This is a genomic window from Patulibacter minatonensis DSM 18081 (genome assembly GCF_000519325.1).
GTDB classification, from domain to species: domain Bacteria; phylum Actinomycetota; class Thermoleophilia; order Solirubrobacterales; family Solirubrobacteraceae; genus Patulibacter; species Patulibacter minatonensis.
In genome coordinates this window covers 1213537-1238139 of record NZ_KI912613.1, presented here as the reverse complement: position 1 = coordinate 1238139, position 24603 = coordinate 1213537, and the positions used below count along the sequence as shown (strand labels likewise).

The 24603-nt window shown below is 72.9% G+C and carries 26 protein-coding genes and 1 tRNA gene; 16 read left to right on the top strand and 11 right to left on the bottom strand.

Annotated features, from left to right (window positions below; translation table 11 throughout):
* Positions 1-3 precede the first annotated feature (3 nt).
* On the bottom strand, positions 4-801 hold the full coding sequence (locus tag PATMI_RS0105680) for a TIGR00282 family metallophosphoesterase (protein ID WP_026910182.1): 798 nt from the start codon (positions 799-801) through the stop codon (positions 4-6).
* A 91-nt stretch (positions 802-892) separates the two neighbouring features.
* Positions 893-1441, bottom strand: a complete 549-nt coding sequence (locus PATMI_RS27690; RefSeq protein WP_051471096.1) for a hypothetical protein — start codon at positions 1439-1441, stop codon at positions 893-895.
* Positions 1442-1553: 112 nt separating this feature from the next.
* Between PATMI_RS27690 and hemB the strand changes: the two genes are divergently transcribed.
* The 12 genes from hemB to PATMI_RS0105615 all read left to right on the top strand — a co-directional run bounded on the left by hemB (position 1554) and on the right by PATMI_RS0105615 (position 11908).
* Entirely contained in the window at positions 1554-2531 is a 978-nt protein-coding gene (hemB, locus tag PATMI_RS0105670; RefSeq protein WP_026910181.1) for a porphobilinogen synthase, read from the top strand.
* 103 nt (positions 2532-2634) lie between these two features.
* Positions 2635-3726 carry a siroheme decarboxylase subunit alpha gene (gene ahbA / locus PATMI_RS0105665; protein WP_051471095.1) on the top strand — a complete coding sequence of 364 codons (1092 nt, stop codon included), beginning with the start codon at positions 2635-2637 and terminating at the stop codon, positions 3724-3726.
* A gap of 4 nt (positions 3727-3730) precedes the next feature.
* The gene (gene hemL, locus PATMI_RS0105660) at positions 3731-5014 is read left to right on the top strand and encodes a glutamate-1-semialdehyde 2,1-aminomutase (protein WP_051471094.1); all 1284 of its coding nucleotides are present in this window, start codon (positions 3731-3733) and stop codon (positions 5012-5014) included.
* A complete protein-coding gene (locus tag PATMI_RS0105655; protein ID WP_026910178.1) occupies positions 5011-5625 on the top strand; it encodes a hypothetical protein in 615 nt (204 codons plus the stop codon). The genes hemL and PATMI_RS0105655 overlap by 4 nt, the downstream gene beginning before the upstream one ends.
* A gap of 101 nt (positions 5626-5726) precedes the next feature.
* Positions 5727-6401 carry a QcrA and Rieske domain-containing protein gene (locus PATMI_RS0105650; protein ID WP_026910177.1) on the top strand — a complete coding sequence of 225 codons (675 nt, stop codon included), beginning with the start codon at positions 5727-5729 and terminating at the stop codon, positions 6399-6401.
* A gap of 5 nt (positions 6402-6406) precedes the next feature.
* The gene (locus PATMI_RS27685; RefSeq protein ID WP_026910176.1) at positions 6407-7213 is read left to right on the top strand and encodes a cytochrome b; all 807 of its coding nucleotides are present in this window, start codon (positions 6407-6409) and stop codon (positions 7211-7213) included.
* The gene (locus PATMI_RS27680; protein ID WP_084269706.1) at positions 7210-8043 is read left to right on the top strand and encodes a c-type cytochrome; all 834 of its coding nucleotides are present in this window, start codon (positions 7210-7212) and stop codon (positions 8041-8043) included. Before PATMI_RS27685 ends, PATMI_RS27680 begins: the two co-directional genes overlap by 4 nt.
* A 130-nt stretch (positions 8044-8173) precedes the next feature.
* On the top strand, positions 8174-9190 hold the full coding sequence (locus tag PATMI_RS27675; protein WP_051471093.1) for a polyprenyl synthetase family protein: 1017 nt from the start codon (positions 8174-8176) through the stop codon (positions 9188-9190).
* Positions 9191-9325: 135 nt separating this feature from the next.
* Positions 9326-9568, top strand: a complete 243-nt coding sequence (locus PATMI_RS0105630; RefSeq protein ID WP_026910175.1) for a twin-arginine translocase TatA/TatE family subunit — start codon at positions 9326-9328, stop codon at positions 9566-9568.
* 6 nt (positions 9569-9574) lie between these two features.
* On the top strand, positions 9575-10855 hold the full coding sequence (tatC, locus tag PATMI_RS0105625; RefSeq protein ID WP_026910174.1) for a twin-arginine translocase subunit TatC: 1281 nt from the start codon (positions 9575-9577) through the stop codon (positions 10853-10855).
* A 96-nt stretch (positions 10856-10951) separates the two neighbouring features.
* Positions 10952-11779, top strand: coding sequence for a tetratricopeptide repeat protein (locus PATMI_RS0105620; protein ID WP_026910173.1), 828 nt, complete (start codon positions 10952-10954; stop codon positions 11777-11779).
* 55 nt (positions 11780-11834) lie between these two features.
* A tRNA-Lys gene (locus PATMI_RS0105615) sits at positions 11835-11908 on the top strand.
* A 54-nt stretch (positions 11909-11962) separates the two neighbouring features.
* Here the strand turns inward: PATMI_RS0105615 and PATMI_RS0105610 are convergent.
* Entirely contained in the window at positions 11963-12157 is a 195-nt protein-coding gene (locus PATMI_RS0105610) for a hypothetical protein (protein ID WP_026910172.1), read from the bottom strand.
* 164 nt (positions 12158-12321) lie between these two features.
* Between PATMI_RS0105610 and PATMI_RS27670 the strand changes: the two genes are divergently transcribed.
* Entirely contained in the window at positions 12322-13293 is a 972-nt protein-coding gene (locus PATMI_RS27670; protein ID WP_051471092.1) for a hypothetical protein, read from the top strand.
* 67 nt (positions 13294-13360) lie between these two features.
* Here the strand turns inward: PATMI_RS27670 and PATMI_RS0105600 are convergent, their stop codons facing one another.
* The 5 genes from PATMI_RS0105600 to PATMI_RS0105580 are packed head-to-tail and all read right to left on the bottom strand — an operon-like array spanning position 13361 to position 17301.
* Positions 13361-14062, bottom strand: a complete 702-nt coding sequence (locus PATMI_RS0105600) for an SOS response-associated peptidase (RefSeq protein WP_026910171.1) — start codon at positions 14060-14062, stop codon at positions 13361-13363.
* A 17-nt stretch (positions 14063-14079) separates the two neighbouring features.
* Positions 14080-15123 (bottom strand): glycosyltransferase, encoded by a 1044-nt coding sequence (locus PATMI_RS27665; protein WP_026910170.1) that lies wholly within the window; start codon positions 15121-15123, stop codon positions 14080-14082.
* Positions 15120-15620: a hypothetical protein gene (locus PATMI_RS33960; protein ID WP_026910169.1), complete on the bottom strand. Its 501-nt coding sequence runs from the start codon at positions 15618-15620 to the stop codon at positions 15120-15122. The genes PATMI_RS27665 and PATMI_RS33960 overlap by 4 nt, the downstream gene beginning before the upstream one ends.
* Entirely contained in the window at positions 15617-16501 is an 885-nt protein-coding gene (locus tag PATMI_RS27660) for an ABC transporter ATP-binding protein (RefSeq protein ID WP_051471091.1), read from the bottom strand. The genes PATMI_RS33960 and PATMI_RS27660 overlap by 4 nt, the downstream gene beginning before the upstream one ends.
* Complete coding sequence (locus PATMI_RS0105580) at positions 16498-17301, bottom strand: ABC transporter permease (RefSeq protein WP_026910168.1); 804 nt, start codon at positions 17299-17301, stop codon at positions 16498-16500. Before PATMI_RS0105580 ends, PATMI_RS27660 begins: the two co-directional genes overlap by 4 nt.
* Positions 17302-17541: 240 nt before the next feature.
* Here PATMI_RS0105580 and PATMI_RS37835 point away from each other — a divergent pair, with 240 nt between their 5' ends.
* Positions 17542-19131, top strand: a complete 1590-nt coding sequence (locus PATMI_RS37835; RefSeq protein WP_084269702.1) for a collagen-like domain-containing protein — start codon at positions 17542-17544, stop codon at positions 19129-19131.
* 181 nt (positions 19132-19312) lie between these two features.
* Here PATMI_RS37835 and PATMI_RS0105570 read toward each other — a convergent pair whose 3' ends face one another.
* The 3 genes from PATMI_RS0105570 to PATMI_RS37245 form a co-directional block, all read right to left on the bottom strand.
* The gene (locus PATMI_RS0105570; RefSeq protein ID WP_026910166.1) at positions 19313-20818 is read right to left on the bottom strand and encodes a sugar transferase; all 1506 of its coding nucleotides are present in this window, start codon (positions 20816-20818) and stop codon (positions 19313-19315) included.
* Between the two features lie 112 nt (positions 20819-20930).
* Positions 20931-21878, bottom strand: coding sequence for a UDP-glucuronic acid decarboxylase family protein (locus tag PATMI_RS0105565; RefSeq protein WP_026910165.1), 948 nt, complete (start codon positions 21876-21878; stop codon positions 20931-20933).
* 22 nt (positions 21879-21900) lie between these two features.
* Positions 21901-22077: a hypothetical protein gene (locus tag PATMI_RS37245; protein ID WP_169738331.1), complete on the bottom strand. Its 177-nt coding sequence runs from the start codon at positions 22075-22077 to the stop codon at positions 21901-21903.
* 120 nt (positions 22078-22197) lie between these two features.
* Between PATMI_RS37245 and PATMI_RS0105555 the strand changes: the two genes are divergently transcribed.
* Together PATMI_RS0105555 and PATMI_RS0105550 are read left to right on the top strand one after the other, a co-directional pair.
* Complete coding sequence (locus PATMI_RS0105555; protein WP_026910164.1) at positions 22198-22734, top strand: ferritin; 537 nt, start codon at positions 22198-22200, stop codon at positions 22732-22734.
* 17 nt (positions 22735-22751) lie between these two features.
* Positions 22752-24407, top strand: a complete 1656-nt coding sequence (locus tag PATMI_RS0105550) for a hypothetical protein (RefSeq protein WP_026910163.1) — start codon at positions 22752-22754, stop codon at positions 24405-24407.
* The last annotated feature ends 196 nt before the right edge of the window (positions 24408-24603 follow it).

Genomic DNA, 24603 nt, shown 5'->3' with positions numbered 1-24603 from the left:
TCGTCAGACCTGCGGCGAGACCTGGATCGGCGTGATCGACGCCGCGGTGCGGGGGCGCTCGCCGCCGCGGATCAGGACGCCGCAGAGCCACGGGTCGCGCTCCGACGGCTCGAACCGCACGGGCAGCTTCGTCCGCATCGCCTCGATCGCGAGCTCCTTCTTCACGCCGATGACCGAGTCGCGGGGTCCGCACATCCCGACGTCCGTGATGTAGGCGGTGCCCTTCGGCAGCACCCGGGCGTCGGCGGTCGGCACGTGCGTGTGGGTCCCGACGACGGCGGTGACGCGCCCGTCGAACTCCCAGCCCATCGCGACCTTCTCGCTGGTCGCCTCGGCGTGGACGTCGATCAGCACGTGGTCGCAGCCGCGGCGCAGCAGCTTCTCGACCTCGGCCTCCGCGAGCGTGAACATGTGCCGGCCCGGGTCGAGGTGGAGGTTGCCCATGATGTTCAGGACCCCGAGCTTCACGCCGCCGGTCTCGACGACGCACGACCCGTGGCCGGGCATCGACGCCAGGTAGTTCGCGGGCCGGACGATCTCGTCGACCTCGTCGAGGTAGGGCCACACCTCGCGCTGGCGGAAGGCGTGGTTGCCGAGCGTGATGACGTCGACGCCGATCGAGAACATCTCCTCGGCGATCTTCGAGGTGATCCCGACCCCGCCGGCCGCGTTCTCGCCGTTGACGACGACGAACGTCGGGGCGTGCTCCTCGCGCAGGGCGGGCAGGGCCGCCCGGAGCGCCCGGCGGCCGATCGAACCGATCACGTCGCCGACGAACAGGATGGATGACGGCTCGGGCATGCACCCACTGTGGCAGCGGCGGGCCCGACAACGACGTTCGGCGCCGGGGACGTCGTCCTCGCCGGGACGGCCGACGGCGCCCGGGGGGACGTCAGTCGGAGGGCCCCGAGCGGAGGTCGAGGTCCACGTCGAGCCCGAGGTCGAGGTCGAGGTCCGCGTCGCGATCCCCGTCCGCACCTGCGTCCTCGGGCGGGTGCTCGATGCGGTCGCGGAGCGCGAGCACGGCGGCGGCGATCCCGTCGCGCTCGTCGTCGGCGGGGTGCCCCCGCAGGTGGCGCTCGGCCTCGGCCAGATGATCGCGGGCCCGCCGGACGTCGCCGAGCCGCCGGAAGCCCTCGCCGAGGTTCAGGTGCAGCGACGGGTAGAACGTCCGGATGCTGACCCCGTCGACGCCGCCGCGCTCGGCCGCGGCATCCGCGGCCGCCAGGGCGACGAGGTCCCAGCGGACCTGCTCGGCCGGGTCGGACTGGGCGTCCGCCGTGACGTGCGCGACCCACACGCGGTGCATCGGGTCGTCGTCGCCGGCCGCGTCGAGGTCGGCCCAGAGCGCGGCGTAGACGTCCCGCGCGCCGGCGGCGTCGCCCTGGAGCAGCCGCCGCTGGCCCTCGAACGCCCGCCGCATGACCGGGTCCTCGTTCATCGCTCCCGCCGGGTCGTCCGCCGCACCAGGCGGACGGTAGGGCCCCGGGCGGACGGGCCCGCACCGACCGGGGACCACGGGTGGTCGGCCGTCGTCGTCCTACGATGGGGACATGGCCTTCCCGCGCTCCCGTCCGCGTCGCCTGCGCCGCACGCCCGCCCTGCGCGCGATGGTCCGCGAGACGAGCCTCCGGCCCGAGCAGCTCGTCCTGCCGATGTTCATCGGGGAGGGCCAGGACGGCCCGGTCCCGATCGGGGCGATGCCCGGGGTCGTGCGGCACACCGTCGACGGCGCCGTCGAGGCGGCCCGCGAGGCCGCGGCGGCCGGGGTCGGCGGCGTGATGCTGTTCGGGATCCCGCTCCACAAGGACGCCGAGGGCAGCGGGGCATGGGACGACGACCAGGTCGTCCAGCGCGCGAGCCGCGAGATCCGCGCGCAGGTCGACGGACTCGTCGTCGGCGCCGACCTCTGCCTCTGCGAGTACACGGACCACGGGCACTGCGGGCTGCTCGACGCCGACGGGAACGTGCAGAACGACCCGAGCCTCGAGCTCCTGGCCCGGGCGGCGGTGTCGCAGGCCGCGGCCGGGGCGGAGGTCGTCTACCCGTCGGACATGATGGACGGCCGGATCGGCGCGGTCCGCGACGCCCTCGACGCGGCCGGCCACCAGGACACCGTGATCGTCGCCCACTCCGGCAAGCTCGCCTCCTCGTACTACGGGCCGTTCCGCGAGGCCGCCGGATCGACCCCGGCGTTCGGTGACCGCCGCAGCTACCAGATGGATCCCGCCAACGGCGACGAGGCGATCCGCGAGGCGGTGCAGGACGTCGAGGAGGGCGCGGACCTCATCATGGTCAAGCCCGCCGGCCCCGCGCTCGACCTCGTCCGGCGGACGGCGGAGGCCGTCGACGTCCCGGTCGCCGCCTACCAGGTGAGCGGTGAGTACTCGATGATCAAGGCCGGCGCCGCGGCCGGCTACGTCGACGAGGCGCTCGTCTCGATGGAGTCGCTGCTTGCGATCCGCCGGGCCGGCGCGAGCGTGATCGCCACGTACTTCGCGGTCGAGGTCGCCCGCGCGCTGCAGGGCTGAGCCGGACCTCGGGGGGCAGGGGCCCGCTCCGGCGCCGCGACCGGCGCGAGCCACGCACCCCGCCGCTGTCCGTAGCATGGGTGCATCGACCTGAGGAGCCCCCATGGCCACCAGTGACAAGACGGCTGTCCCGAAAGTCCGCAGCCGCAAGGACGGGTCCGCCGTCCCCCTGGACGCGACGGACAAGTCGCTGATGAACACCCTGCAGGGCTCCTTCCCGCTGGTCCCGCGCCCGTACGCCGAGATCGCGACGACGGTGGGCATCTCCGAGGACGAGGTCCTCAAGCGCACCCAGCGCCTGGAGACCGAGCGGATCATCCGCCAGGTCACCCCGATCTACGACACCCGCGCGTTCGGGTACGGCTCGATGCTCGTGGCGGCGAAGGTCGACCCCGAGAACCCGTGGCGTCCGGCGAAGGTCATCAACGACCACCCGGGCGTGTCGCACAACTACCTGCGCAACCACGACTTCAACATGTGGTTCACGCTGGCGGTCGAGGAGGACTCCAAGCTCGGCCTGCAGGGCACGCTCGACGTGCTGCAGGAGCTCACCGGTGCGGAGTCGATCCGGCAGCTCCCGACGCTGCAGCTGTTCAAGATCCGCATGGACCTCGACATGGCGGGCGACACCAAGGACCTCGCCACGGCGGGCGTCGCCGTCGCGCCGGCGGAGACCGAGCGCCAGCAGTACGACGAGTTCGACAAGAAGGTCGTCCGCGCGACCCAGGGCTCGCTGCCGATCGTCGCCGAGCCGTTCGCACCCGCCGCGAAGGAGCTCGGGATCTCCGTGGAGAGCCTGCTCGAGCACCTGCAGGGCATGACGGACCGCAAGCTCCTGCGCCGCGTCGCCGCGATCCTCTTCCACCGCCGCGCGGGCTTCTCCGCCAACGGCATGGGCGTGTGGCAGGTCGACCCGGACCGCATCGAGGAGATCGGGATCCGGATGGCCGCCTACCGCGGCATCTCGCACTGCTACCAGCGCCCGACGTACGCGGACTGGAAGTACCAGGTCTTCACGATGGCCCACGGGCGCTCCAAGGAGGAGTGCGACGCCATCCTCGACGCGATCGCGAACGAGGTCCCGGGCATCGAGGACCGCTCGACGCTCTACAGCTCCACCGAGTTCAAGAAGATCCGGCTCCTCTACTTCACGGAGCAGTTCAAGGACTGGGAGCGGAAGAACGCCGGGGTCTGAGCCCGTGCCGATCTCCCTCACCGACGCCAAGTCGGCAGAGCTCTTCGCTCGTGCGCGGCGCGTGCTGCCGGGCGGGGTCAACTCGCCGGTGCGGGCGATGCGCGCGATCGGCCGCGACCCGCTGTTCGTCGAGCGGGCACGGGGCGTCGACCTGATCGACGTCGACGGCAACCGGTTCGTCGACTGGGTCTGCTCGTGGGGTCCGCTGATCCACGGCCACGCGCACCCGGACATCCTGGCCGCCGTCCACCACGCCGCCGCGGCGGGCACGACGTTCGGCGCGCCGACGACGGCCGAGGTCGAGATCGCGGAGGAGATCGCCTCCCGGGTCCCGTCCGTCGAGATGCTGCGGATGACGTCGTCGGGCACCGAGGCGTCGATGAGCGCGATCCGTCTGGCGCGTGCCGCGACCGGCCGCGACGTGATCGTCAAGTTCGCCGGCCACTACCACGGCCACGTCGACGGGCTGCTCGCCGACGCCGGCTCCGGTCTCGCCACGCAGGGCATCCCCGCGTCGGCCGGGGTCCTCGCGTCGGCCACCGCCGCGACGGTCGTCGTCCCGTGGAACGACCGCGAGGCCGTGGAGCGCGCGTTCGCCGAGCACGAGGTCGCCGCACTCGTCTGCGAGCCGTACCCGGGGAACATGGGCCTCGTCCCGCCGGCCGACGGCTTCCTCGCCTTCCTGCGCGAGGCGACCGAGGCCGCCGGCGCCCTGCTCGTCTTCGACGAGGTCATCAGCGGGTTCCGCGTCGGACCCGGCGGCGCCCAGGAGCGCGAGGGCGTCACCCCGGACCTCACGGTCATGGGGAAGATCCTCGGCGGCGGGCTCCCCGCCGCGGCGTTCGGCGGCTCCCGCGAGCTCATGGAGCGGCTCGCCCCGCTCGGCGACGTCTACCAGGCGGGCACGCTGTCGGGGAACCCCCTGGCCGTCGCCGCCGGGCTCGCGAGCCTGCGCATGCTCGACGACGACGCGTACCACCGGCTCCACGCGACGACGGAGACGCTCGCCACCGGCCTGCGCGAGGCCGCCGGCGACCGCCCCGTCCAGGTCGTGAGCGTCACGGGCCTCGTGACGGTGTTCTTCAGCGCGACCCCGGTGACGGACTACGACGAGGCGAAGGCCTGCGACACCGAGGCGTACTCGCGGTGGTGTCGCGGCCTGCTGGCCCGCGGCGTCTACGCGCCGCCGTCGCAGTTCGAGGCGATGTTCGTGTCGCTGGCGCACGAGCCCGAGCACGTGACGCGGACCCTCGAGGCCGCCGCCGCGGCGTTCGAGGCCGCCTGGTGACCGCGTCGCCGTCCGGGACGCTGGCGGAGCTCGCCGGCGCCCTGCGCGACGAGGGCGGGCTGCCGGACGGCGTGGTCCACGACCCCGGACCGGACGCCGACGACGCCGTCGGCCTCGCGGTCGCGTCCGGTCCCCGGTCCGCGGTCGTCGGTCCGGCGCTCGCGCTGGCCGCCGAGGCGACCCGCGAGGCCGAGCTGCTGCACCACGCGCCCGAGCGCGCGCGGGTGGTCCGGACGGACGACCGCGACCTCGCGCTGCTCGCCGGCGACCGCCTCTACGCCCTCGGGCTGGAGCGGCTCGCGGTCGGCGGGTGGACGGACGACGTCGCGACGCTCGCCGACGTGGTGGCGCTGGTCGCCCGCTTGCACGCCGCCCCGGCGTGGGCCGTCGGCCCGGCGCGCGAGGGGGTCCCGGCGTCCGGCACGGGCACCCCGGACGACGCCGCCTCCCGCACCGACGAGCTCTGGGCGGCCGCCGCGGCCGCTCTGGGACGGGGCGCGGACAGCTCCGCCGCCGTCCTCCTCCGTGGCGCCCGCGAGGGCGCGATCCCCGATTCCGCCGCGCTCCGCGCGGCCGCGACGCCCTCCGAGGACGTGGCGCAAAACCCCTAGCACGCCGAGCGGACTCCAAGCGCGGATCGCGCGAGGCCCCGGGAAGGTACGATCCTGCGGTCCTCACGCTTCCCTCGTGGGACGACGCAGGAGCCTCACACGTGTCCGATCGACGCCCAGCGCAGAGCAAGTACACCCTCGACCGCGGAATCCCCGGCGCCTTCGAGGGGGAGACCGTCACGCGTCGCCGCCTCATGGTGTTCGCGGCGAACGCCACTGCCGGTGTCGCCATCGGTGGCGTCGCCCTCTCAGCAGCCGGCTTCGCGCTCGGGCAACCGTTCGTGGAGGTGGACACCGGCTGGCACGACATGGGCCCGCTGGACGAGATCCCCAAGGACACGTACGTGCCGCGGGTGATCACCCTCGACCCCAAGACCGGCCAGGTCGGCAAGTCGACGGTCTACCTCCGTCAGCGCAACCCCGCCGTGGACAAGGAGCCCGCGGACCAGTGGAACAAGGTCATCGCGATCTCGTCCCGCTGCATGCACATGGGCTGCCCCGCCCGCTACGTGCAGGCCGCCAAGAACTTCGTCTGCCCGTGCCACGGCGGCGTCTACGACTTCCGCGGTGAGGTCGCCGCCGGCCCGCCGGTGCGCCCGCTCGACCGCTTCTACACGCGCATCGGCACCGACGGGCGCGTCCAGGTCGGCAAGCGCTTCTCCGTGAACTCGCAGATCAAGCGCTTCTCCCCGCGTCCGCCCGGCCAGCCGCTCGACGGCATCGGGCAGTACCTGTTCCCGTCGCGCCCGACCCAGCGCAAGCTCCCGGGCACCTGATCCTCATGGCGAAGTTGAAGCTCCTCCCCTCTCTGCCATCCGGCCTGAAGCCTGCGACGCGTCCCGAGGACCTCGCGGTCAAGAAGCAGGGCCCGCTCGGCGCGGTCAAGGACGGCGGCATCCACGCCGTCGACTGGGTCGACGAGCGCACGTCGCTCTCGGGCACGATGCGCTGGGTGATGTTCCGGCCGATCCCCAAGGGGACGAACTGGTTCTACACCCTGGGCACCGCGACGATGGTCGCCTTCATCAACCAGGTCATCACGGGCGTCGTGCTCGGGATGTACTACGAGCCGTCCGCCACCCGCGCGTACGAGTCGATGAAGTACATCAACAACGAGGTCTTCCTCGGCGAGTTCGTGCACGGCATGCACCGCTGGGGCTCCACCGTGATGGTGGTGCTGATCTTCCTGCACATGGCCAGGACGTTCTTCTTCGGCGCGTACAAGTACCCGCGCGAGCTGAACTGGGTCATCGGCGTCGTGCTGCTGGTGCTGACGCTCCTGATGTCGGTCACCGGCTACCTGCTGCCGTTCGACCAGCGCGCCTACTGGGCGTCGGTCGTGGCCATGAACATCGCCGGCAACGCCCCGCTCGTCGGGCCGTTCACGCCGGACCTCGCCCTGGGCGGACCGGACGTGACGACGTTGACGTTGTCGCGCTTCTACCTGATCCACATGATGATCATCCCGGGGGCGCTGATAGCGCTGATCGGCGCGCACCTGTACCTGGTCATCAAGCTGGGAACCACCGCCCCCCCGTGGGTCCGTGCTGACAAAGTCAGCCCCGGCCTGAAGGAGCACGAGGAATGAACCAGCGCGAGAAGGAGGAGTACCTCCGCGAATACGCCGTCCTGAAGGCGCAGGGGAAGCCGTTCTTCCCCTACATCATCGTCAAGGACGGCGTGATGATGATCGTCGTCATCGGGACGATCATGCTGCTGTCGCTGCTCCTGGGCGGCGAGCTGACCGCCAAGGCCGACGCGACGACCACCACGTACGCGCCGCGTCCGGAGTGGTACTACTTCTGGGCCTTCGAGCTGCTGCGCGTCGTCAAGCCGCCGTACCTCGTGGGTCTCGCGACCGTCGGCATCCCGACGATCGCGATCCTGCTCCTGATCCTGCTGCCGTTCTACGACCGCAACCCGGAGCGCCACCCGCTGCGTCGCCCGGTCGCGACGACGGCCGGCATCTTCATCATCGGCGCGATGTTCTTCCTCTCGTACCTCGGTGCGGAGGCGGGTGCCCCGTCGCAGATCGAGCTCGGGCCGCCCAAGGCGATCCGCGACGCCGGCGGCGCGACGCTCACCAAGTGGGACCAGGGCCGGAAGCTCGTGGCCCAGAGCTCCTGCGGTGGGTGTCACAAGATCGGTGAGAACGGCAACGACGGCCCGGGGCCGCCCCTCACGGAGATCGGTGACCGCCTGAAGGCCGGCGCGATCCGCGAGACGCTGATCAACCCGACCAAGCCGATGCCGTCGTTCGCCGATCTCGGCGCGGACCAGATCGACAAGATGGCGTTCTTCCTCGCCTCGCTGAAGAGCGACGCCGAGGAGAGCCACGAGACGGTCGAGGAGCTGACGAAGGAGTCCGGTGACTCGTCGTCGGGCACCGAGACCCCGAAGACGGAGTCGCAGCCGTAGCGGCGACCCCCGGCGGCGAGGCGCCGCCGGGACCACGACGTGCAGGCGACGGCCGGGCGGGAGCCCGGCCGTCGGCGTTCCGGGGCGGCTCGTGCGGCACCGCCCGGCCCGCGGGCACTAGGCTCGTCCGGTGACCACGGTCGACGGCGCCCCCGAGGAACGCGTACCGGCCGCCGTCGTGCCCATCCTCGCGGCCGCCGGGGCCCACGTGCCGGTCGTGCTCGGCGAGGTCGAGCGCGCGCTCCGCTCCGCGGCGTCCCCCGGCGACTCGGTCCTCGACGGTGCGGCCTTCGACACCGTGGCGGCCGGCGGGAAGCGGCTGCGTCCGCTGCTGGCGATCGTCGTGGGCGGGCCGCAGGTCGCCGAGCCGGGCAGCGCCGCCCGCGCGGCGGTGGTCCGCGCCGGCGTCGCCGTCGAGCTGACCCACACCGCGACGCTCCTGCACGACGACGTGCTGGACGCCGGGCTCCTGCGTCGCGGGCGCCCCACGGCCTTCGCGAAGAGCGGCCGCGCGGCGGCGACGTGCCTCGGCGACGTCCTGTTCGCGGGGGCGTTCGCGACGCTCGCGTCCGGCGGTCAGGCCGCGGCGCTGCAGGTCCTGGCCCGTGCGTCGCGGGAGCTCGCGCAGGGCGAGCTGCTCCAGCGGGCGGACGCATGGGACGCCGACGTCGGCGAGGACCGCTACTTGCACCGCTGCCACCTGAAGACGGGGGCGCTGTTCGAGGCCGCCGCGCGCCTGGGTGCCCTCGCGGCCGGGGAGGACGACGACGCGTTCGCCCGGTTCGCGTCCGCGATCGGCGTCGCGTTCCAGCTCTTCGACGACGTCCTCGACGTCGTCGCGCCGCCGGAGCAGACGGGCAAGCCCCGCGGCACCGACCTCCTCGACGGCACGGTGACGCTCCCGATGCTGATCGCCCGGGAGCGGGACGCGTCGCTCGCGGCGCTCGACCTGCGGTCCATCACGACGCCGGAGCACGCCGCCGAGGTCTGCGACCGGATCGCGGCGACCGGTGCGACGGCGGAGACCGAGGCCCGTGCCGAGGCGCTGGTCGCCGACGGGGTGGAGGCGCTCCCGGCCGGCCTGGACGAGGCCCGGGCCACTGCGCTCCGGCTCGTGGCGCGCGGCGTCGTCGACCGCCGGCTGTAGCCGTGCGGGCGCCGGTCGTGCGGCGGCCCGGGGGACGACGGTCTAGCCCGTACGCGTGCGATCGCGGCCTGCGGGGCATCCGCAGGACCCCACCCCGACGTTCCCTTTCGTGAGATGACCTGGGAGGATCCCACCATGCCCCTCGCCTTCCTGACCCCCGTGACGGCGGTCATCGTCCTCGTGGTCGTGCTGCTGGTCCTCGGCCCGAAGCGCCTCACGGGCGTCGGCAAGGCCCTCGGCTCGAACATGAAGGACTTCAAGGAGTCCGTGACGGGCGAGGACGAGAAGAAGGACCTCCCGGCCGCGCCCAAGGGCACGGACGAGGAGACCGTCACCGGCGAGCCGGTCGACGAGCAGCGCCGCGCGCCGCGCGCCTAGCCCTCGATGGCGAAGCTCGGCCCGGTCTCCTCGGAGGACCGCTTCACGCTGGTCGAGCACCTGACCGAGCTGCGTTCGCGCATCTTCGTCTCGCTGGGGATCTTCCTCGTCGCGTTCGGGTTCGCGTTCTGGCAGAACGGCCCGATCCTCGACTTCCTGAACACCCCGCTCAAGGACTCGCAGAAGGTCACCGCGAAGCAGTGCACCGGGACGACGAACAACGACAGCCAGCAGTCGGTCTGCTTCGAGCGGTCGGTCGCGAAGGCACTGACGGCGTTGTCGGCGCTCCCGGAGCTGAGCACGACGGCCGGCGACGGCGACACCCCGGCGCAGGCGCTCGCGAAGACGACGGCCGCGAAGGCGCTCGCGGAGGTGCGGCAGCTCGCGCCGACCAGCACGACGCGCAAGCCGGTCACCCTCGGCGTCGCGGAGCCGTTCTTCCAGACGATCAACGTGGCGATGTACGGGGCGCTCCTGGTGTCGCTGCCCCTGTTGCTCTACCAGTTGTACGCGTTCCTGATCCCGGCGTTCACCCAACGGGAGCGACGCACGATCGTGCCGCTGCTCCTGGGGGTGCCGTTCCTGTTCTACGGCGGGCTGGCGTTCGGCTACTTCCTGGCGCTGCCACGGGCCGTCGACTTCCTCCAGAACTTCAACAGCGACAACTTCGACATCCTGGTCCAGGCCAAGGACTACTACAAGTTCGTCGCGATGTTCCTGGCCGGGTCGGGGCTGATCTTCCAGGTCCCCGTGCTCGTCATCGCCCTGTCGCGGATGGGGATCCTGAGCGCCCGGCAGATGCGCAAGCAGCGCGGGATCGTGGCGATCATCTCGGCGGTCGTGGCGGCGGTCATCACCCCGACGCCGGACGCCGTGACGATGCTCCTGATGATGGCGCCGCTGGTGGTGCTCTTCGAGCTCAGCACGCTGCTGGCGATGGTCCTGGAGAAGCGCGCCCCCGTCGGCGGCGTCAGCGGGCGCCTGGCGGAGTGGCGCGAGGTCGGCACCAGCGGCTATCGCGACGACGACGAGGACGACGACGAGCTCGAGGACGACGAGGAGCCCGAGCACGAGTTCGACCTCTCGGCGTTCGACGACGAGGACGACGGGGAGGAACCCGACCCGGAGCTCCTCGGCGACCCGTCGGGCCCGCGCGTCGCCGGTCCCGCCGACCTGCCGCCGCCGGCGTCCGCGCCGCCCGAGGACGACGACTGGCAGGCCCGCGCCGACGCGCTGGACGCCGAGGACCCGTACGCGGACGACGACGCGGACCCGCCCGCCCGCTGACCGCCGGACCGTCCGCGCGCCCCGCGGCGACGCGACCACGGGGTCGCTCCGGGGACCGGTGGCGGGTGAACGCTCCCCGCCCTCTATCCTGGCCCCATGCTCTTCGACCTGCGGGCCCCGGGCCGCAAGCGCGCCGTCCAGGCCGTCTACGTGGTGCTGGCCCTCGTCCTCGTCGGCGGGACGATCCTCTTCGGCGTCGGGACGAACGGGCCGGGCCTGTTCAGCAACGACAACGGCCAGCAGAACAGCACCTCGCTGTCGGACCAGAACAAGGACCGCCTCGACGCGCTCACGAAGAAGGTGCGCGCGAACCCGAAGGACGCCGCCGCGTGGGGGCAGATCGCCCTGCTCCGCTACTCGTCCGGCAACAACCAGATCCCGGAGACCGACGCGACCACCCAGGCGGCGCCGCCGCTGCCGGACAAGGCGCGCAAAGAGTACGTGAAGGCCGCGGAGGCCTGGAGGTCGTACGTCGCGCTGAACCCGGACCCGATCGACATCCAGGTCGCGCGGGCGATGTCGGGCGTGTTCGCCCCGACCGGGCTGAACCAGGCCGGTCCGTACGCCGAGGCCCAGGCGCTGTTCGTGCAGGCGCAGGAGGACAAGGCGACCAAGGAGAAGCGCAAGGTCACGGTCGACGTCTACGTGCCGCTGCTCCAAGCCCAGTACGCGGCCAAGCGCCCCGAGCGCCTGACGAAGATCACGATCGACAAGATGCGCGCGCTGACGCCCAAGTCGCAGACGAAGGAACTGGACGCCACGATCGCGCTGGCGAAGGATCCGAACGACGCGAAGGCCGCGAAGGTCCTCACCGACGCGCAGCAGGCGGCGGGCGGTGGCACGGCCCCGGGCGGCACGGTGACCCTCCCGGACGAGCCGACGAAGACCACCTCGACGGCGCCGGCCCCGTCGAGCGGGAAGTAGCCCGGGAGCACCGACCGGACGACGCCGGGCGGAGAGCATCTTGTACGATGTTCGGGCCTCGGTAGCTCAACTGGTTAGAGCAGTGGACTCTTAATCCGAAGGTTGAGGGTTCGAGTCCCTCCCGAGGCACTGTGCAGAGACCCCCGTCCTCGACGGGGGTTTCGTCGTTCCGGGGGGCGGTGCTCAGCCCGCTGGAGCGTCGGCCGGTGGCGCCTGGGTGCGCCGGGTCTCGATGTGATCGAGGAACGCCATGTACTCCGACGGCGTGGCCTCGTCGTTCTCGAGCGCCTTCACGAAGCGGTCCAGGCCGTCGGCGCTGAGGATCCCCTCGTCGTGGAGTGCGCGGGCGCGCGCCCGGAGGTCGTCGGCGGTGCTCATCCGGGACTTCTACCCGAACCGGTGCCCGCTGTCCGGCCCGTTCCCGGCGGGGTGGCCGGTCCGACAACGGTCCGTCGCCGCCCCTCGTGCGCGTCGGGGGTGCCCCGCAGCACCTCCGTCCACGCGGCGCGACGACGCGCGGGGCGTCGTCTAGCGTCCGCCGCATGCGACGCGGGACCACATCGACGGTGACCGGCATCGTGACCGCGGCCGCCGCGACGGCGGCCCTCGTGGTCGGACTGCCCGGGGGCGCCGCGGTCGCGACCCCACCCGCGGAGGCGCCACGCTGCCGCGTGCTGCCGGCGGGCAATCCCTGGAACCAGCGCGTCGACGCCGCGCCGGTCGCATCGGACTCCGGCAGGCTGATCGGCGCGATGCAGCCCGGGAGCGGCTTCCACGCCGACTTCGGGTCCGGCACGTACGACGGCGGGCCGATCGGCATCCCGCTGACCGTCGTCGGCAAGGGGCAGGAGCGGGTGCCGGTGCGCTTCGACCACGCCGACGAGTCCGACCGCCGGCGCTACCCGATCCCGCGGACCGCGAAGGTCGAGGGCGGCGCCAAGGCCGACGGCGATCGCCACGTCCTCGTGCTCGACCGCGACCGCTGCCGGCTCTACGAGCTCTACGACGCCCACCCCGTCGCCGGCTGGCGGTCGTGGAAGGCCGGGTCCGGGGCGATCTTCGACCTGCGCTCCAACCGCCTGCGGCCGGCGGGCTGGACGTCGGCGGACGCCGCGGGCCTGCCGATCCTGCCGGGCCTCGCGCGCTACGAGGAGGTCCGCCGCGGCGCGATCGACCACGCGCTGCGGTTCACGATGCCCCGGACCCGCAAGGCCTACGTCTACTCGGCGCGGCACCAGGCCGGGTCGTCCGACGACGCGTCTCTGCCGCCGATGGGGCTCCGCGTGCGGCTGAAGGCCGGGACGAGCCTCTCGGGCCTCGGGCCGCAGGCCCGGGTGATCGCGACGGCGCTGCAGCGCTACGGCGGGATGCTCGCCGACAACGGGTCGGCGTGGTACTTCTCGGGCGCCCCGGACCGCCGCTGGGACGACGACGACCTCCACACGCTCGACCGGCTGAAGGGCAGCGACTTCGAGGTCGTCGACACCGGCGCGCTGCCGAAGCCGGGCGCCTGAGGAGTCCGCCGGCGGCCGGAGCGGGACGGGCCCGCCGCCGAACGCCGTTCCGCGGTCCTCCGCCGCGTCAGTCGATCTCGACCGTCGGGTCGAGCAGCTCGGCGCCATGGTTCTTGACGGCGTTGACCTTCTTGGACGCCGGGGCCAGGCTCACGCGCTCGTCCGCGAGCGGCTGGATCAGCTCGATGGCGTCCTCCGCGCCGAGCTCGGGGTTCAGCCACGCGAGCTCCTCCTCGCGGGTGCCGAGGACCGCCGGCATGCGGTCGTGGACGCGCGACGCCGGGCCGTTCGCGGTCGTCGTGACGATCGTGACCGTGGTGATCGGCTCGTCCAGATCGTCGACCTTCGTGGTGTTCATCAGGCCCGCGAACGCGAACCAGCCGCCGCCGTCGACGGTGTGGTGGAACGGCGCGGGCTTCTCGGACTTCGACTCGGCCTTGATCCACTCGTACCAGCCGTCGGCGGGGATCAGGACGCGGTGCTTCGGCGAGTTCAGCAGCGGGCGCCACATCTTCGACTCGAGCAGCTTGTCGTTGCGCGCGTTGATCGGCTGCAGGCGGTCCTTGCTCGTCTTCGCCCAGCGCGGCAGCAGGCCCCACCGCGCCGTCAGGCCGCTGAGCTTGCCGTCCTCGGCGCGCTCGACGACGCCGACCTGCTGCCGCGGGGCGACGTTGTAGCGGCCGAGCGACGACCCGAGCTCCGCCGCGGAGGCGTCGAAGCGGGCGTCGAACTCGGCCGGCTGCCCGGCGGTGGTGTAGCGGCCGCACATGCCGCGAGCGTACCGCCCTACGTCGCGACGACGCGCTCGATCGCGTCGCGGAGCGCCTGGGCCGTCGTCGTCTCGTCGTAGGCGACCAGGCGCCGGCGGCCGCGCTCCAGGAGCTCGCCGCGGAGCTCGGCGTCGCCGAGGACGGCGTCCAGGAGGGCGGCGACGACGCCGAGGTCCTCGTCGTCGGTCAGCAGCGCCGCGTCGCCCGCGACCTCCGCCACGCCGCCCGAGGGGCGGCCCACGACGGGCAGGCCGAAGTGGAACGCCTCGAGGATCGGGACGCAGAAGCCCTCGTGCTCCGACATGCAGCAGAGCGCGTCGGCGGACCGGTAGCGGTCCGCGAGGTCCTCCTGGGTGATGCCGCGCTCCCAGACGAACGCGTCCTTGCCCAGCAGGCGCTCGCCGAGCTCCCGGACCTGCGCGCCGTAGTGGTCGTTGACGGGCTCCCCGATGATCCGCAGGGTCGCGTTCGGGCGGTGCCGCGCGCGCAGCAGGGCGACCGCGCGGACCAGCGCGTCGTGGCGCTTGTGCGGGCACAGGCGCCCGACGAAGAGGATCTCGCCGCCGTCCGCCGGCGTCTCGCGCGGCGGGCCGGGGGCGCCGTAGCGCTCGGGCTCGAAGAGGATCGGGATGACGGTGTCGGCCCCGAACTCCTCCGCGGTGTAGCGGGACGCGCCGGCGGGCACCGTCGCCGCGGCCATCACCCGTGCGGCGTCGCGGCGGCCCAGGAAGCACTGCAGCGCCGTCAGCGGGTCGTACTGCCAGAACCACTCCGGCGGCGTGATGTTCTGGCAGAGGACGAGCGACCGGCCGTGGGCCTCGAGCATGTCGCGCAGCCCCGGCGTGTAGGCCGAGTACTGCGTGAAGATGACCTCGTCCGGGTGCGGGACCAGCGAGCGCATCGGGACGAACTTCTGGCCCATCCGCGGGTCGATGTGGACCGCGGCGTCGACGCCGCCCCAGCCCCAGCGGTCGAAGAGCTTCCGGAACCGCAGCGCCTGGTTCGTGATCGCGTCGTACGGCCCCGCGCCGCCGATCACCTGGTGGACGACGAGGCTCATCGGGCGTCCTTCTCCGGTCGGTCCTGGACCGTCCCCGAGCCGACCCACCCGGTGTTCGCCGGGCCGACGTACGCGGTGTCGTCCTTCTTCGCGTTCGGATCCGGGGGCGGGACGATGCCGGCCCGGGACTCGAGCTCCTCGACGCGCCCGCGGAGGTACTTGAGCTCCGCGCGCATCTCGGTGATGTCCTCGCGCATGAGGGTCGCGCGCAGCGCCAGGTGCACGTTCAGCCGGTTCTGGACCGACATGACCTGGGCGTGGTACTGGGCCATCAGGCGCAGCTGGCCCTGCTTCAGCGCCGTGACGGTGCGGCCGACCGGGCCGCCGCGCGTGGACCGGACCTCGCGGAGGTCCGGCTCGACGACGGCCCACGAGGCGAGTTGGTCGTCGGTCGGCTCGCTGGAGCGCTCGACCTCGAGCCCGCCCTTGGGGATCGTCGTCGCGGCGTGCTCCGCGGCCGTTAGTCGTGCCTGGGCGAGGGCGTCCTCGGGCCTCATGCGTCGTCCTCCCGGGACGTCGTGTCGTCGGCGGGGCGCGTCTGCGGCCCGGTGGTGCCCGCGGCGACCTCCGCGAGGTGGTCGGTGCCGCGCACGGGGGCCGCCTGGCCCTCGAGCAGCGCGACGTACCGGTCGAGGATCTCCTCGGTCGGCCCGTCGGCGGCGACGCGGCCGCCCTCCAGCAGCACGGTGCGGGCGCAGGTGCGCTGGATCAGGTGGAGGTCGTGCGAGACGAGCACCAGGGTCGACCCGCCGGCGACCTGGGCGGCGATGCGCTCCTCGCACTTGCGCTGGAACGCGCCGTCGCCGACGGCGAGGACCTCGTCGATCAGGAGGACGTCGGCGTCGAGGAACGCGACGATCGCGAACGCGAGGCGCACGAGCATGCCGCTCGAGTACGCCTTGAGCGGCAGGTCGACGAACTCGCCGAGCTCGGAGAACGCGACCATCTCCTCGAGCCGGTCCTCGACCTGCTTGCGGGTGAGGCCGTAGAGGGCGCCGCCCATCATGATGTTCTCGCGGCCCGAGAAGTCGCGGCTGAAGCCCGCGGCGAGGTCGAGCAGCGCGGCGACGTGGCCGCCGACGCGGACGGTCCCGCCGTCGAGCGGCACGATGCCCGCGAGGACGCGCAGGGTGGAGCTCTTGCCGGCGCCGTTGCGGCCGACGATCGCCACGGTCTCGCCCGGGGCGATGTGGAGGTCGACCCCGCGCAGGGCCCAGACCTCGTCGGGGCCCTTGATGCCCTTGCGCCGGGCACCGGAGCGGAGCACGAGCTCCTTCAGGGTGCGGCCGGCGTCGGCCTGGACCCGGAACGACCGGGTCGCCCCGTCGAGCTCGATCGTCCCGGCGGGGACGCCGTCCTGCTCGTAGCCGCCGCTCACAGCATCACCGCCAGGTCGCGCTGGAGCCGGCGGAAGATCGCGGCACCGACCACGAGGGCCACCGCGCCGACGAGCGCGAGGTAGAGCCAGGTCGACGCGGACGGGACGTTCCCGTCGTAGAGGATCGTGCGCACGGCCTCGGCGAACGGCGCGACGGGGTTCAGCCACTCCAGCGCGAACCGCGCGAGCTCCTGGTCGGTGATGTCGGTCGGCCGGTAGAAGATCGGCGTCACGAAGAACCACGGGACGAGGATCGCGCCGACGATCGGCTGGACGTCGCGGAAGTGCGCGTGGAGCGCCGAGATCGCCAGCGCCAGGCCCTGGACGAACGCCAGCAGGAGCACCACGACCACCGGCAGCAGCAGGAGCTGCGCGCCGAGGGTGCCCTGGAACGCCACCGTCAGGACCGAGACGACCACGAGCAGCGCCAGGAACGTCATCGCCTGGACCGTCACCACCGCGGTGGGGATGATCTCGCGCGGGAACCGCGCCTTGCGCAGCAGGGCCGCCTGGCTCAGGAGGCTGTCGCCCGCGGCCCCCAGCGTCGACTGCACGAACAGCCAGACGACCATCGCGGTCATGATGAACAGGGGGTACGACGGGTGGCTGAAGCCGGGCTTCAGCACGACCCCGAACATCAGGTAGTACGCCCCGAGCAGCAGCAGCGGGTTGACGAGGTACCAGAGCAGCCCGAGGACCGAGCCCTGGTACTTCTGCCGCAGCTCGCGCTGGACGAGCTGCTCGAACAGGAAGCCGTGACCCTTGAGGTCGGACGGGCGGGAGAGGGACGTCGAGCTCATCGGTACGGGCGGCGCGGCGGGAGTGGACACCGTGCCGGCACATCATCGCGCGGGGACCGGAGTGGGCGCGTCGCGCCGGGGCGGACGGCCCGTGGCGCCCCTCCATCATGGCGCGAGGACGCCGTCGACGTCGAACGATCGGGGGTGCGGGCCCTCACGGATCCGGGCCACCCCCGAACCTCGCCCGCCGGGACCGGGATCGCGGGCGATGCGCGCCCGTGGCGGTGGTAGACACGCGACATGACGCATTCCCACTCGCGCCCGGTACGAGGGCGCCACTCATTCCTCTCCACGGCGGCACTGCTCGCGATCGTCGTGGCCCTCCTCGTCGCCCGTCCGGCCCCGGCCGGTGCCGCGGCCGGGGTCGCCACCCCAGAGCGCCTCTACGCGTGCGTGACGCGCGCCTACAAGACCATCAACCTGACGACCAAGAAGGCGCGCTGCCCGCGCGGCCAGGCCAAGATCTCGTGGAACGTCTACGGGCCGAAGGGGCCGTCCGGCTCCGACGGTGCCGCGGGCACGACGGGTCCGGCCGGGGCACCCGGACCGACGGGCGAGGCCGGACCCACGGGCGCCAAGGGCGAGACCGGCGCGAAGGGCGAGACCGGTGCCAAGGGCGACACCGGCCCCACCGGGGCGAAGGGCGACACCGGCGCCGTCGGGCCGATCGGTCCCGTCGGCCCGGCGGGCGTCGCCGGTCCCGCAGGTCCCATCGGACCCATCGGACCCATCGGGCCGGCAGGTCCGATCGGCCCGGCCGGCCCCGCCGGCGCGGACGCCTCGGTGAGCGTCCCGCTCAACCTGACCCAGAGCGGGACCACCGACGGGGTCCTCTCGGCGAAGATCACCAACGCGGGCAGCGGTGCCCGCGCCATTGACGTCGACAACCAGGGCGTCGGCCCGGGGGTGTTCGTGAACACCGTCGGCGGGAATTCGATCTGGGGCGTCGTCGGATCGGTGAGCGCCGCCGCGGTCATCGGGGACAGCTCCACCGGTGAGGCCGTCGTCGCGCGCCAGAACGGGGCGAAGTGCGAGCTGAACCCCGGCAAGTGCAACGGCATCGGCGCCGTCGTCGGCCGGCACGACGGTGAGGGCGGCTACGGCGTCCGGGGCTTCGTCACCGACCCGAACGGCGCCATCGGGGTGCTCGGCCAGGCCGGGATCAGCGGCGGCACCGGCGTCGGCGTCCGCGGCGAGAACGTCAACGCCGCCAACCCCCGCAACGCGATCGAGGGCGTCACGAACGGCAGCGGCGCCGGCATCTTCGGTCAGGGCACGACGGCAGGGCTCTTCAACGGCAACGTCCAGATCAACGGCAACCTCACGGTGACCGGCACGAAGAGCGGCTTCCAGATCGACGACCCGCGCGCGCCGAAGGAGCGGACGCTCACCCACACGCCGGTCGAGACCGACGTGCTCACCGTCGTCTACACCGGCAACGTCACGACCGGCGACGACGGTCGCGCCACCGTGGACCTCCCCGACTACGCCACCGCCCTCGCCGGGCGGTGGCGCTACCAGCTGACGCCCATCGGGCGCTTCGGCCAGGCGATCGTCGACCGAGAGGTCGACGACGCGGGGACGTTCGTCGTGCGCACCGAGCACGGCGGGACGAAGGTCTCGTGGTCGGTGACCGGCGTCCGGAACGACCCGCAGGCGCGGAAGCAGGCGATCACCCCGGTGCGGACGAAGTCGGCGAAGGACCAGGGCACGTACCTCGATCCGTCCCTGTACGACGCACCGGCCGGCGACACGAGCGTCGTCGACGTCGAGCCGGCCACCGGCAAGGACGGGACCGTCGGCGGGCAGGAGCTTCCCTCCAGCCCCTGACCGCATTCGGGTGGCCGGCGCACGCACGCCGGCCACCCGGGCCCCTCCTCCCCGGTGGGATCGCGGGGGTCACCGCGATCCCGGTCCGGGGCCGCGGTCGGCGCCCGACGAGCTGCTCGGGGACGGATAGGTCACGCGGGCCGGCGGCGTCCGCGTGGACGACTCGGCCGGAGGAGTGCCCTCAGAAGGCGCCGCGTCGTCCGAAGACGGCGGGGATGGTCTTCACGAGGATGGTCATGTCGAGCGAGACGGACCAGCGCTCGAGGTAGAGGAAGTCGAGGCGGACCATGTCGTCGAAGTCGAGGTCCGAGCGGCCGGAGACCTGCCAGAGGCCGGTGACACCGGGGAGCACGAGGTAGCGCTTCTTGTGCCACTCCTCGAGCCGGTCGTAGTCGCGCTGCGGGAGCGGGCGCGGGCCCACGAGCGACATCTCGCCGCGCAGCACGTTGATGAGCTGCAGGAGCTCGTCGAGCGACAGGCGCCGGAGCATGCGGCCGACCGGGGTGACGCGCGGGTCGTTGCGCATCTTGAAGATCGCGCCGCCGGCCTCGTTGAGGGCCTCGAGCTCGTGCTGGCGGACGTCCGCGTCGTCGTACATCGTGCGGAACTTCAGGCAGTCGAACGGCACGCCGCCGACGCCCGGGCGGCGGGAGCGGTAGACGACCGGGCCGGTGCTCGTGAAGCGCACCGCCGCGGCGATCATCAGCAGCAGCGGGCTGAGCACCACGAGGATCAGGCTGGAGACCAGCAGGTCGAACGTGCGCTTGATCGCGAAGTCGAGGCCCTCGGAGACCGGCGGCTTGAGCTCGAACAGCGGGACCGTCTGGCCCGGGATGAACTCGGCCCGGTGGACGAGGATCTCCATCGTCGACGGGGCCACGCGCACGTGGATGCCGAGCCGGTGGGCCTGGTCGACGATCTCGAGCGCCTGCTCCTCCGGGAACGCGGGGTCGGTGATGATGACCTCGTCGATGTTCCCGGCGCCGAGCAGGACGGGCAGGTCCGCCGCCGTGCCGAGCGTGCGGGCGCGCAGCGGGCGGGAGCCCGGGGCGTCCGTCGTCAGGATGCCGGTGACCTGGATCGCCGAGTCGACGTCCTCCGAGAGCGCGGCGGCGACGGCGTCGGAGTGCGCGCTCGTGCCGACGAGGATCGCCCGGCGCTGCTGGCCCGACGACCTGAGCAGCCGGGCGCTGATGTTCTCGTACACCAGTCGCAGGAGCCCGATGTAGACGACCCCGACGATGACCGAGCCGTAGAAGATGTAGTAGCTGGAGAACTGGTCGCGCTGGCCGTTGATCAGCACGAAGACCATCGAGACGACCATCACCTGGAACAGACCGGTGACGATCTTCCCCAGTCCGGGGCGCTCCGTCCGCCGGCCGTAGAGGCCCATCCGCCCGAAGTTCAGGAGCACGATGAGGATCGTGAACGGGGCGATCTCGCGCGCCTGGTGCGCGTGCCAGCCCGGCGTGAAGGACCCGAGCCACGCGGCCTTCAGTCCGAGGGCGGTGAAGATCGCGGCGTAGACGCTCGCGGCGTCGATGGCGACGAGCGCCGCGAGGCGCATGAACTGCCGGAGCGTGTCGCGGCTCAGGAGCGACTGAACGATCGCCGGGCGACCTGCTCTGATGTCGACCGCTGGCCGCAGGGGCGTGACCGACGCGGGCTCCTGGAGCTCGCGCCTCATGGGCTGCCCGGGGACCCGTTCGGGCCTGCGCCTCGCCTGATGCACCAACCGGGAAGCCTGCCAGATGCGTGCGCCGTCCGTCGCAGCGGCACGATGGCCGCCGCGTACGACGTCAATCGACGCTCCCGACCAGCCCGTCCCGCCCGGCGAGCTCGAGCGTCTTCCGCAGCCCCTCGGCGAGGTCGACGGTCGGCCGCCACCCGAGGATGGACTGGGCGCGCGTGATGTCGGGGCGGCGCTGCTTGGGGTCGTCGCGGGGCAGCGGCTGGAAGACGATCTCCGACGACGAGCCGGAGACCGCGATGACCGCCTCCGCGAGCTCCATCAGCGTGAACTCGCCGGGGTTGCCGATGTTCACGGGCTGGTGCTCGTCGGACTCGGCCAGCGCGATGATGCCGCGGATCAGGTCGTCGGAGTAGCAGAACGACCGGGTCTGGGACCCGTCGCCGAACATCGTGATCGGCTCGCCGAGCAGCGCCTGGCGGAAGAACGTCGGGATCGCGCGACCGTCGTGCGGACGCATGCGCGCGCCGTAGGTGTTGAAGATCCGGACGATGCGGGTGTCGACGCCCTGCTGGCGGTGGTACGCCATGGTCAGGGCCTCGGCGTAGCGCTTGGCCTCGTCGTAGACGCCGCGCGGGCCGATCGGGTTGACGTGCCCCCAGTACGACTCGTCCTGCGGGTGGACCTTCGGATCGCCGTAGACCTCGGAGGTCGAGAACAGCAGGAAGCGGGCGCGGTGCTTCTTCGCCAGACCGAGCGCGTGGTGGGTGCCGTGCGAGCCGACCTTCAGCGTGTGCAGCGGCAGCCGCAGGTAGTCGATCGGGGACGCCGGCGAGGCCGCGTGGTAGACGACGTCCACCGGCTCGTCGACGAAGAACGGCTGGACGATGTCCCGTTGCACGAACTCGAACTCTGGTCGCCGGATGTGGGCGATGTTGTTCAGCGAGCCCGTCTCGAGGTTGTCCACGCAGATCACGCGGTTGCCGCGGGACAGGAGCTCGTCGCACAGATGGGAGCCGAGGAAGCCGGCGCCGCCGGTCACGAGACAGGTTGCCATGGGACGGACCCTACCCGGGCGCCTACCGGCGAGCCGTCTTGAACGCCTTGCCGGGGATCTTCTCCCCCGGGACGTAGGTGCGCTTGTCGAGCCGCTCGGCGAGCCCGGCGGTCTCCAGCCGCTTCCACACGACCGGGCACTTCTTGCACCGCGGGCCGCTCTTGCAGCACTTCTTCTTCACGCGGAGGGTGTCGGCCATGAGCCTCCGAGGATACCCGGTGGGGGTGTGTCGGAACCGACGAGGGACGGGAGGACGGCGCGCCGTCGGGCCGGGAGCCGGACGGCCGGTGGTCGCGGTGCGGCGGGTACAGTTGCGCGCATGCCCGCCCCCGAGTTCGTCGAAGCGCTCAACGAGCAGGTCGCGCACGAGTTCGCGGCCAGCCAGCAGTACGTGGCCGTCGCCGTGCACTACGACACGCAGACCCTGCCCCGCCTGGCGGCGTTCTTCTACGCGCAGGCCGTCGAGGAGCGCGGGCACGCGATGAAGATGGTGCAGTACCTGATGGACCAGGACGCCGAGGTCGTGATCCCGGCCGTCGCCGGCCCCCGCAACGGCTTCGCGGACCTCGTGGAGCCGATCCAGGTCGCGCTGGAGCAGGAGAAGGTCGTCACCGGCCAGATCTCCAACCTCGCGAAGATCGCCCGGGACACCGGCGACTACCAGTCCGAGCAGTTCATCCAGTGGTTCCTCAAGGAGCAGGTCGAGGAGGTCTCGACGATGGGCGACCTCCTGACGACCGTGAAGCGCTCCGAGGCCAACCCGCTGTGGGTCGAGGAGTTCCTCGCCCGCGAGGGCATGGGCGGCGGCGACGAGGCCGAGGCCGGCGCGCCCCCCACCGCCGGCGGGGACCTGTAGGCGTCCGGGCGCCTCCGATGGGCGCCCCGCCCCGTCGCGCCCTGCTGCTCGTCGGCGCGCTGGTCCTGGGCGCGCTCGTGCTCCGGCTCCCGACGGCCGGGGAGCAGAGCTTCTGGCTCGACGAGGTCTACACCGGCCGGATCGTCGACGGCTCGCTCGGCCACGCGTGGTCCACGATCCAGCGGACGGAGAACACGCCGCCGCTCTTCTACCTCCTCGACTGGGTCGTCGGTCGGCTCTTCGGCACGGGCGAGCTCGCGCTCCGGTCCCTGTCGGCCGTGGCCGGCGCGCTCGCGGTGTGGCCCGTGGTCCGGCTCACCCGCGTCGTCGGCGGGGGGCCCGACGGGGCGGAGGGGCGCGCCCCGCGCCAGGATGGTCCCGCCGCACCCCGGGACGGTGCGTCGGCGGACCGGGCGTCGACCGGGGGCACCGGGCCTCGCGGACGGGTCGCCCGCGCGGCCGGTGCCGTCGAGGGCGCGCTCGGCCGGGGCACCGGGCCGGCCGGCACCGTGGTCCCGCTCGGGATCGCGCTGGCGGCCGGGGCGCTGCTCGCCGTCAACCCCCTCGCGCAGTGGTTCTCGCAGGAGGCCCGCAGCTACGGCGTCTTCGTGCTCCTGGCGGCGACGGCCTGGGTGTTCCTGCTGCAGGCCTGCGACCGCCCGTCCGGCCGGCGCCTGTGGCTCTGGGCGGTCGTCGCGGTCGCGGTCGCGTGGACCCACTACTTCGGCGGGATCCTCTTCCTCGTCGGCTGGGGGGCCATCGGGCTGGTCGTCCTCGTGCGGGCCGGTGGCGGACCGGGCCGGCTGCGCGCCCTGCTGCCGCTCCTCGCCCCCGCGGCGCTGTCGGGGATCGCCGTCGCCGCGCTGGCGCCGATCGCGAAGAACCAGCAGTCGACGGACATGTACCAGGCGATCTCGAACGTCAAGGGCCTCGGTGCCCGACTGCTCGAGACGCCGAAGCAGTTCGCGGTGGGCTACAACGCGCCGGCCGAGTACGTCCTCGGCGCGATCCTCGTCGTCGCCCTGACCGTCGTGGTCGTGGCCGGCGCGTGGCCGCGCGACGGTCGCCCGACGCGCGGGACGGCGCTGCTCGGGCTCTGCGTGGTCGTCTGGATCCTGCCGATCGCCGGGCTCGCGGTCGGCTTCGACGTCGTCCTGACCCGCAACTACGTGCTCCTGATCCCACCGCTCGCGGTGCTCGCGGCGCTCGGGGCGTGGCGGCTGGGCCGCCGCGCGGTCGTCGGCCTGGCCGTCGTCGGGGCGGTCCAGCTCGCGACGATCGTCGTCGTGGCGCTGACACCCGTCTACCAGCGCGACGACTGGCGCGGGGCGCTCCGGGCGGCGCTCGGCGGCCAGCCGGGGCCGGAGGTCCTGATGATCGCGAACTACCAGGACCCGGCGGCGACCTACTACGCGCCGACCCTGCGGCAGATCCCGGCGGAGACGCCCGTCGTCGCGCAGACGATCGCGATCGTCGACCGGCTCTCGAACGGCGACGGGCTGTCGCGGATCCCGACCCCGCAGGGCCCCGCGGGGTTCCGGCTGGTCCGCGCCGAGCAGGGCTCGCAGTGGCGGGTCTTCGTGTGGCGCGCGGCGGCGCCGACCCCCGTGCTGCCCCAGGGCGTGCAGTGGATCGCGCCGCAGACCCCGCGTTCGACGATCTTCCGACCGTAGGGCCCGCGCGGGCCGGGGCCGTCCCGCGGCGACGCGGTCGACCGCACCGGTCGCGGGCCCGGCGGACGCCGGGGGCCGGCACCGAGGTCGTGCTGACCCTGCCGGACGAGTCGTCCCGGACGCGACCCGGCGACCACGACCCTGCCGGGACGCCCACCGACGACGAGCGGCAGGGCGCACACCCGGAGGATCCCGC

Coding starts and splice junctions, on each gene's coding strand:
- PATMI_RS27665 (WP_026910170.1), bottom strand. CDS start 15,123: ATGAGCCTCGTCGTCCACCAGGTGATCGGCGGCGCGGGGCCGTACGAC.
- PATMI_RS33960 (WP_026910169.1), bottom strand. CDS start 15,620: ATGAGGCCCGAGGACGCCCTCGCCCAGGCACGACTAACGGCCGCGGAG.
- PATMI_RS0105570 (WP_026910166.1), bottom strand. CDS start 20,818: ATGAGGCGCGAGCTCCAGGAGCCCGCGTCGGTCACGCCCCTGCGGCCA.
- PATMI_RS37245 (WP_169738331.1), bottom strand. CDS start 22,077: ATGGCCGACACCCTCCGCGTGAAGAAGAAGTGCTGCAAGAGCGGCCCG.
- PATMI_RS0105555 (WP_026910164.1), top strand. CDS start 22,198: ATGCCCGCCCCCGAGTTCGTCGAAGCGCTCAACGAGCAGGTCGCGCAC.
- PATMI_RS0105610 (WP_026910172.1), bottom strand. CDS start 12,157: ATGAGCACCGCCGACGACCTCCGGGCGCGCGCCCGCGCACTCCACGAC.
- PATMI_RS27690 (WP_051471096.1), bottom strand. CDS start 1,441: ATGAACGAGGACCCGGTCATGCGGCGGGCGTTCGAGGGCCAGCGGCGG.
- PATMI_RS27685 (WP_026910176.1), top strand. CDS start 6,407: ATGGCGAAGTTGAAGCTCCTCCCCTCTCTGCCATCCGGCCTGAAGCCT.
- PATMI_RS0105600 (WP_026910171.1), bottom strand. CDS start 14,062: ATGTGCGGCCGCTACACCACCGCCGGGCAGCCGGCCGAGTTCGACGCC.
- hemB (WP_026910181.1), top strand. CDS start 1,554: ATGGCCTTCCCGCGCTCCCGTCCGCGTCGCCTGCGCCGCACGCCCGCC.
- PATMI_RS0105620 (WP_026910173.1), top strand. CDS start 10,952: ATGCTCTTCGACCTGCGGGCCCCGGGCCGCAAGCGCGCCGTCCAGGCC.
- ahbA (WP_051471095.1), top strand. CDS start 2,635: ATGGCCACCAGTGACAAGACGGCTGTCCCGAAAGTCCGCAGCCGCAAG.
- PATMI_RS0105565 (WP_026910165.1), bottom strand. CDS start 21,878: ATGGCAACCTGTCTCGTGACCGGCGGCGCCGGCTTCCTCGGCTCCCAT.
- PATMI_RS0105580 (WP_026910168.1), bottom strand. CDS start 17,301: ATGAGCTCGACGTCCCTCTCCCGCCCGTCCGACCTCAAGGGTCACGGC.
- PATMI_RS0105630 (WP_026910175.1), top strand. CDS start 9,326: ATGCCCCTCGCCTTCCTGACCCCCGTGACGGCGGTCATCGTCCTCGTG.
- PATMI_RS27680 (WP_084269706.1), top strand. CDS start 7,210: ATGAACCAGCGCGAGAAGGAGGAGTACCTCCGCGAATACGCCGTCCTG.
- PATMI_RS37835 (WP_084269702.1), top strand. CDS start 17,542: ATGACGCATTCCCACTCGCGCCCGGTACGAGGGCGCCACTCATTCCTC.
- PATMI_RS0105680 (WP_026910182.1), bottom strand. CDS start 801: ATGCCCGAGCCGTCATCCATCCTGTTCGTCGGCGACGTGATCGGTTCG.
- tatC (WP_026910174.1), top strand. CDS start 9,575: ATGGCGAAGCTCGGCCCGGTCTCCTCGGAGGACCGCTTCACGCTGGTC.
- PATMI_RS27670 (WP_051471092.1), top strand. CDS start 12,322: ATGCGACGCGGGACCACATCGACGGTGACCGGCATCGTGACCGCGGCC.
- PATMI_RS0105550 (WP_026910163.1), top strand. CDS start 22,752: ATGGGCGCCCCGCCCCGTCGCGCCCTGCTGCTCGTCGGCGCGCTGGTC.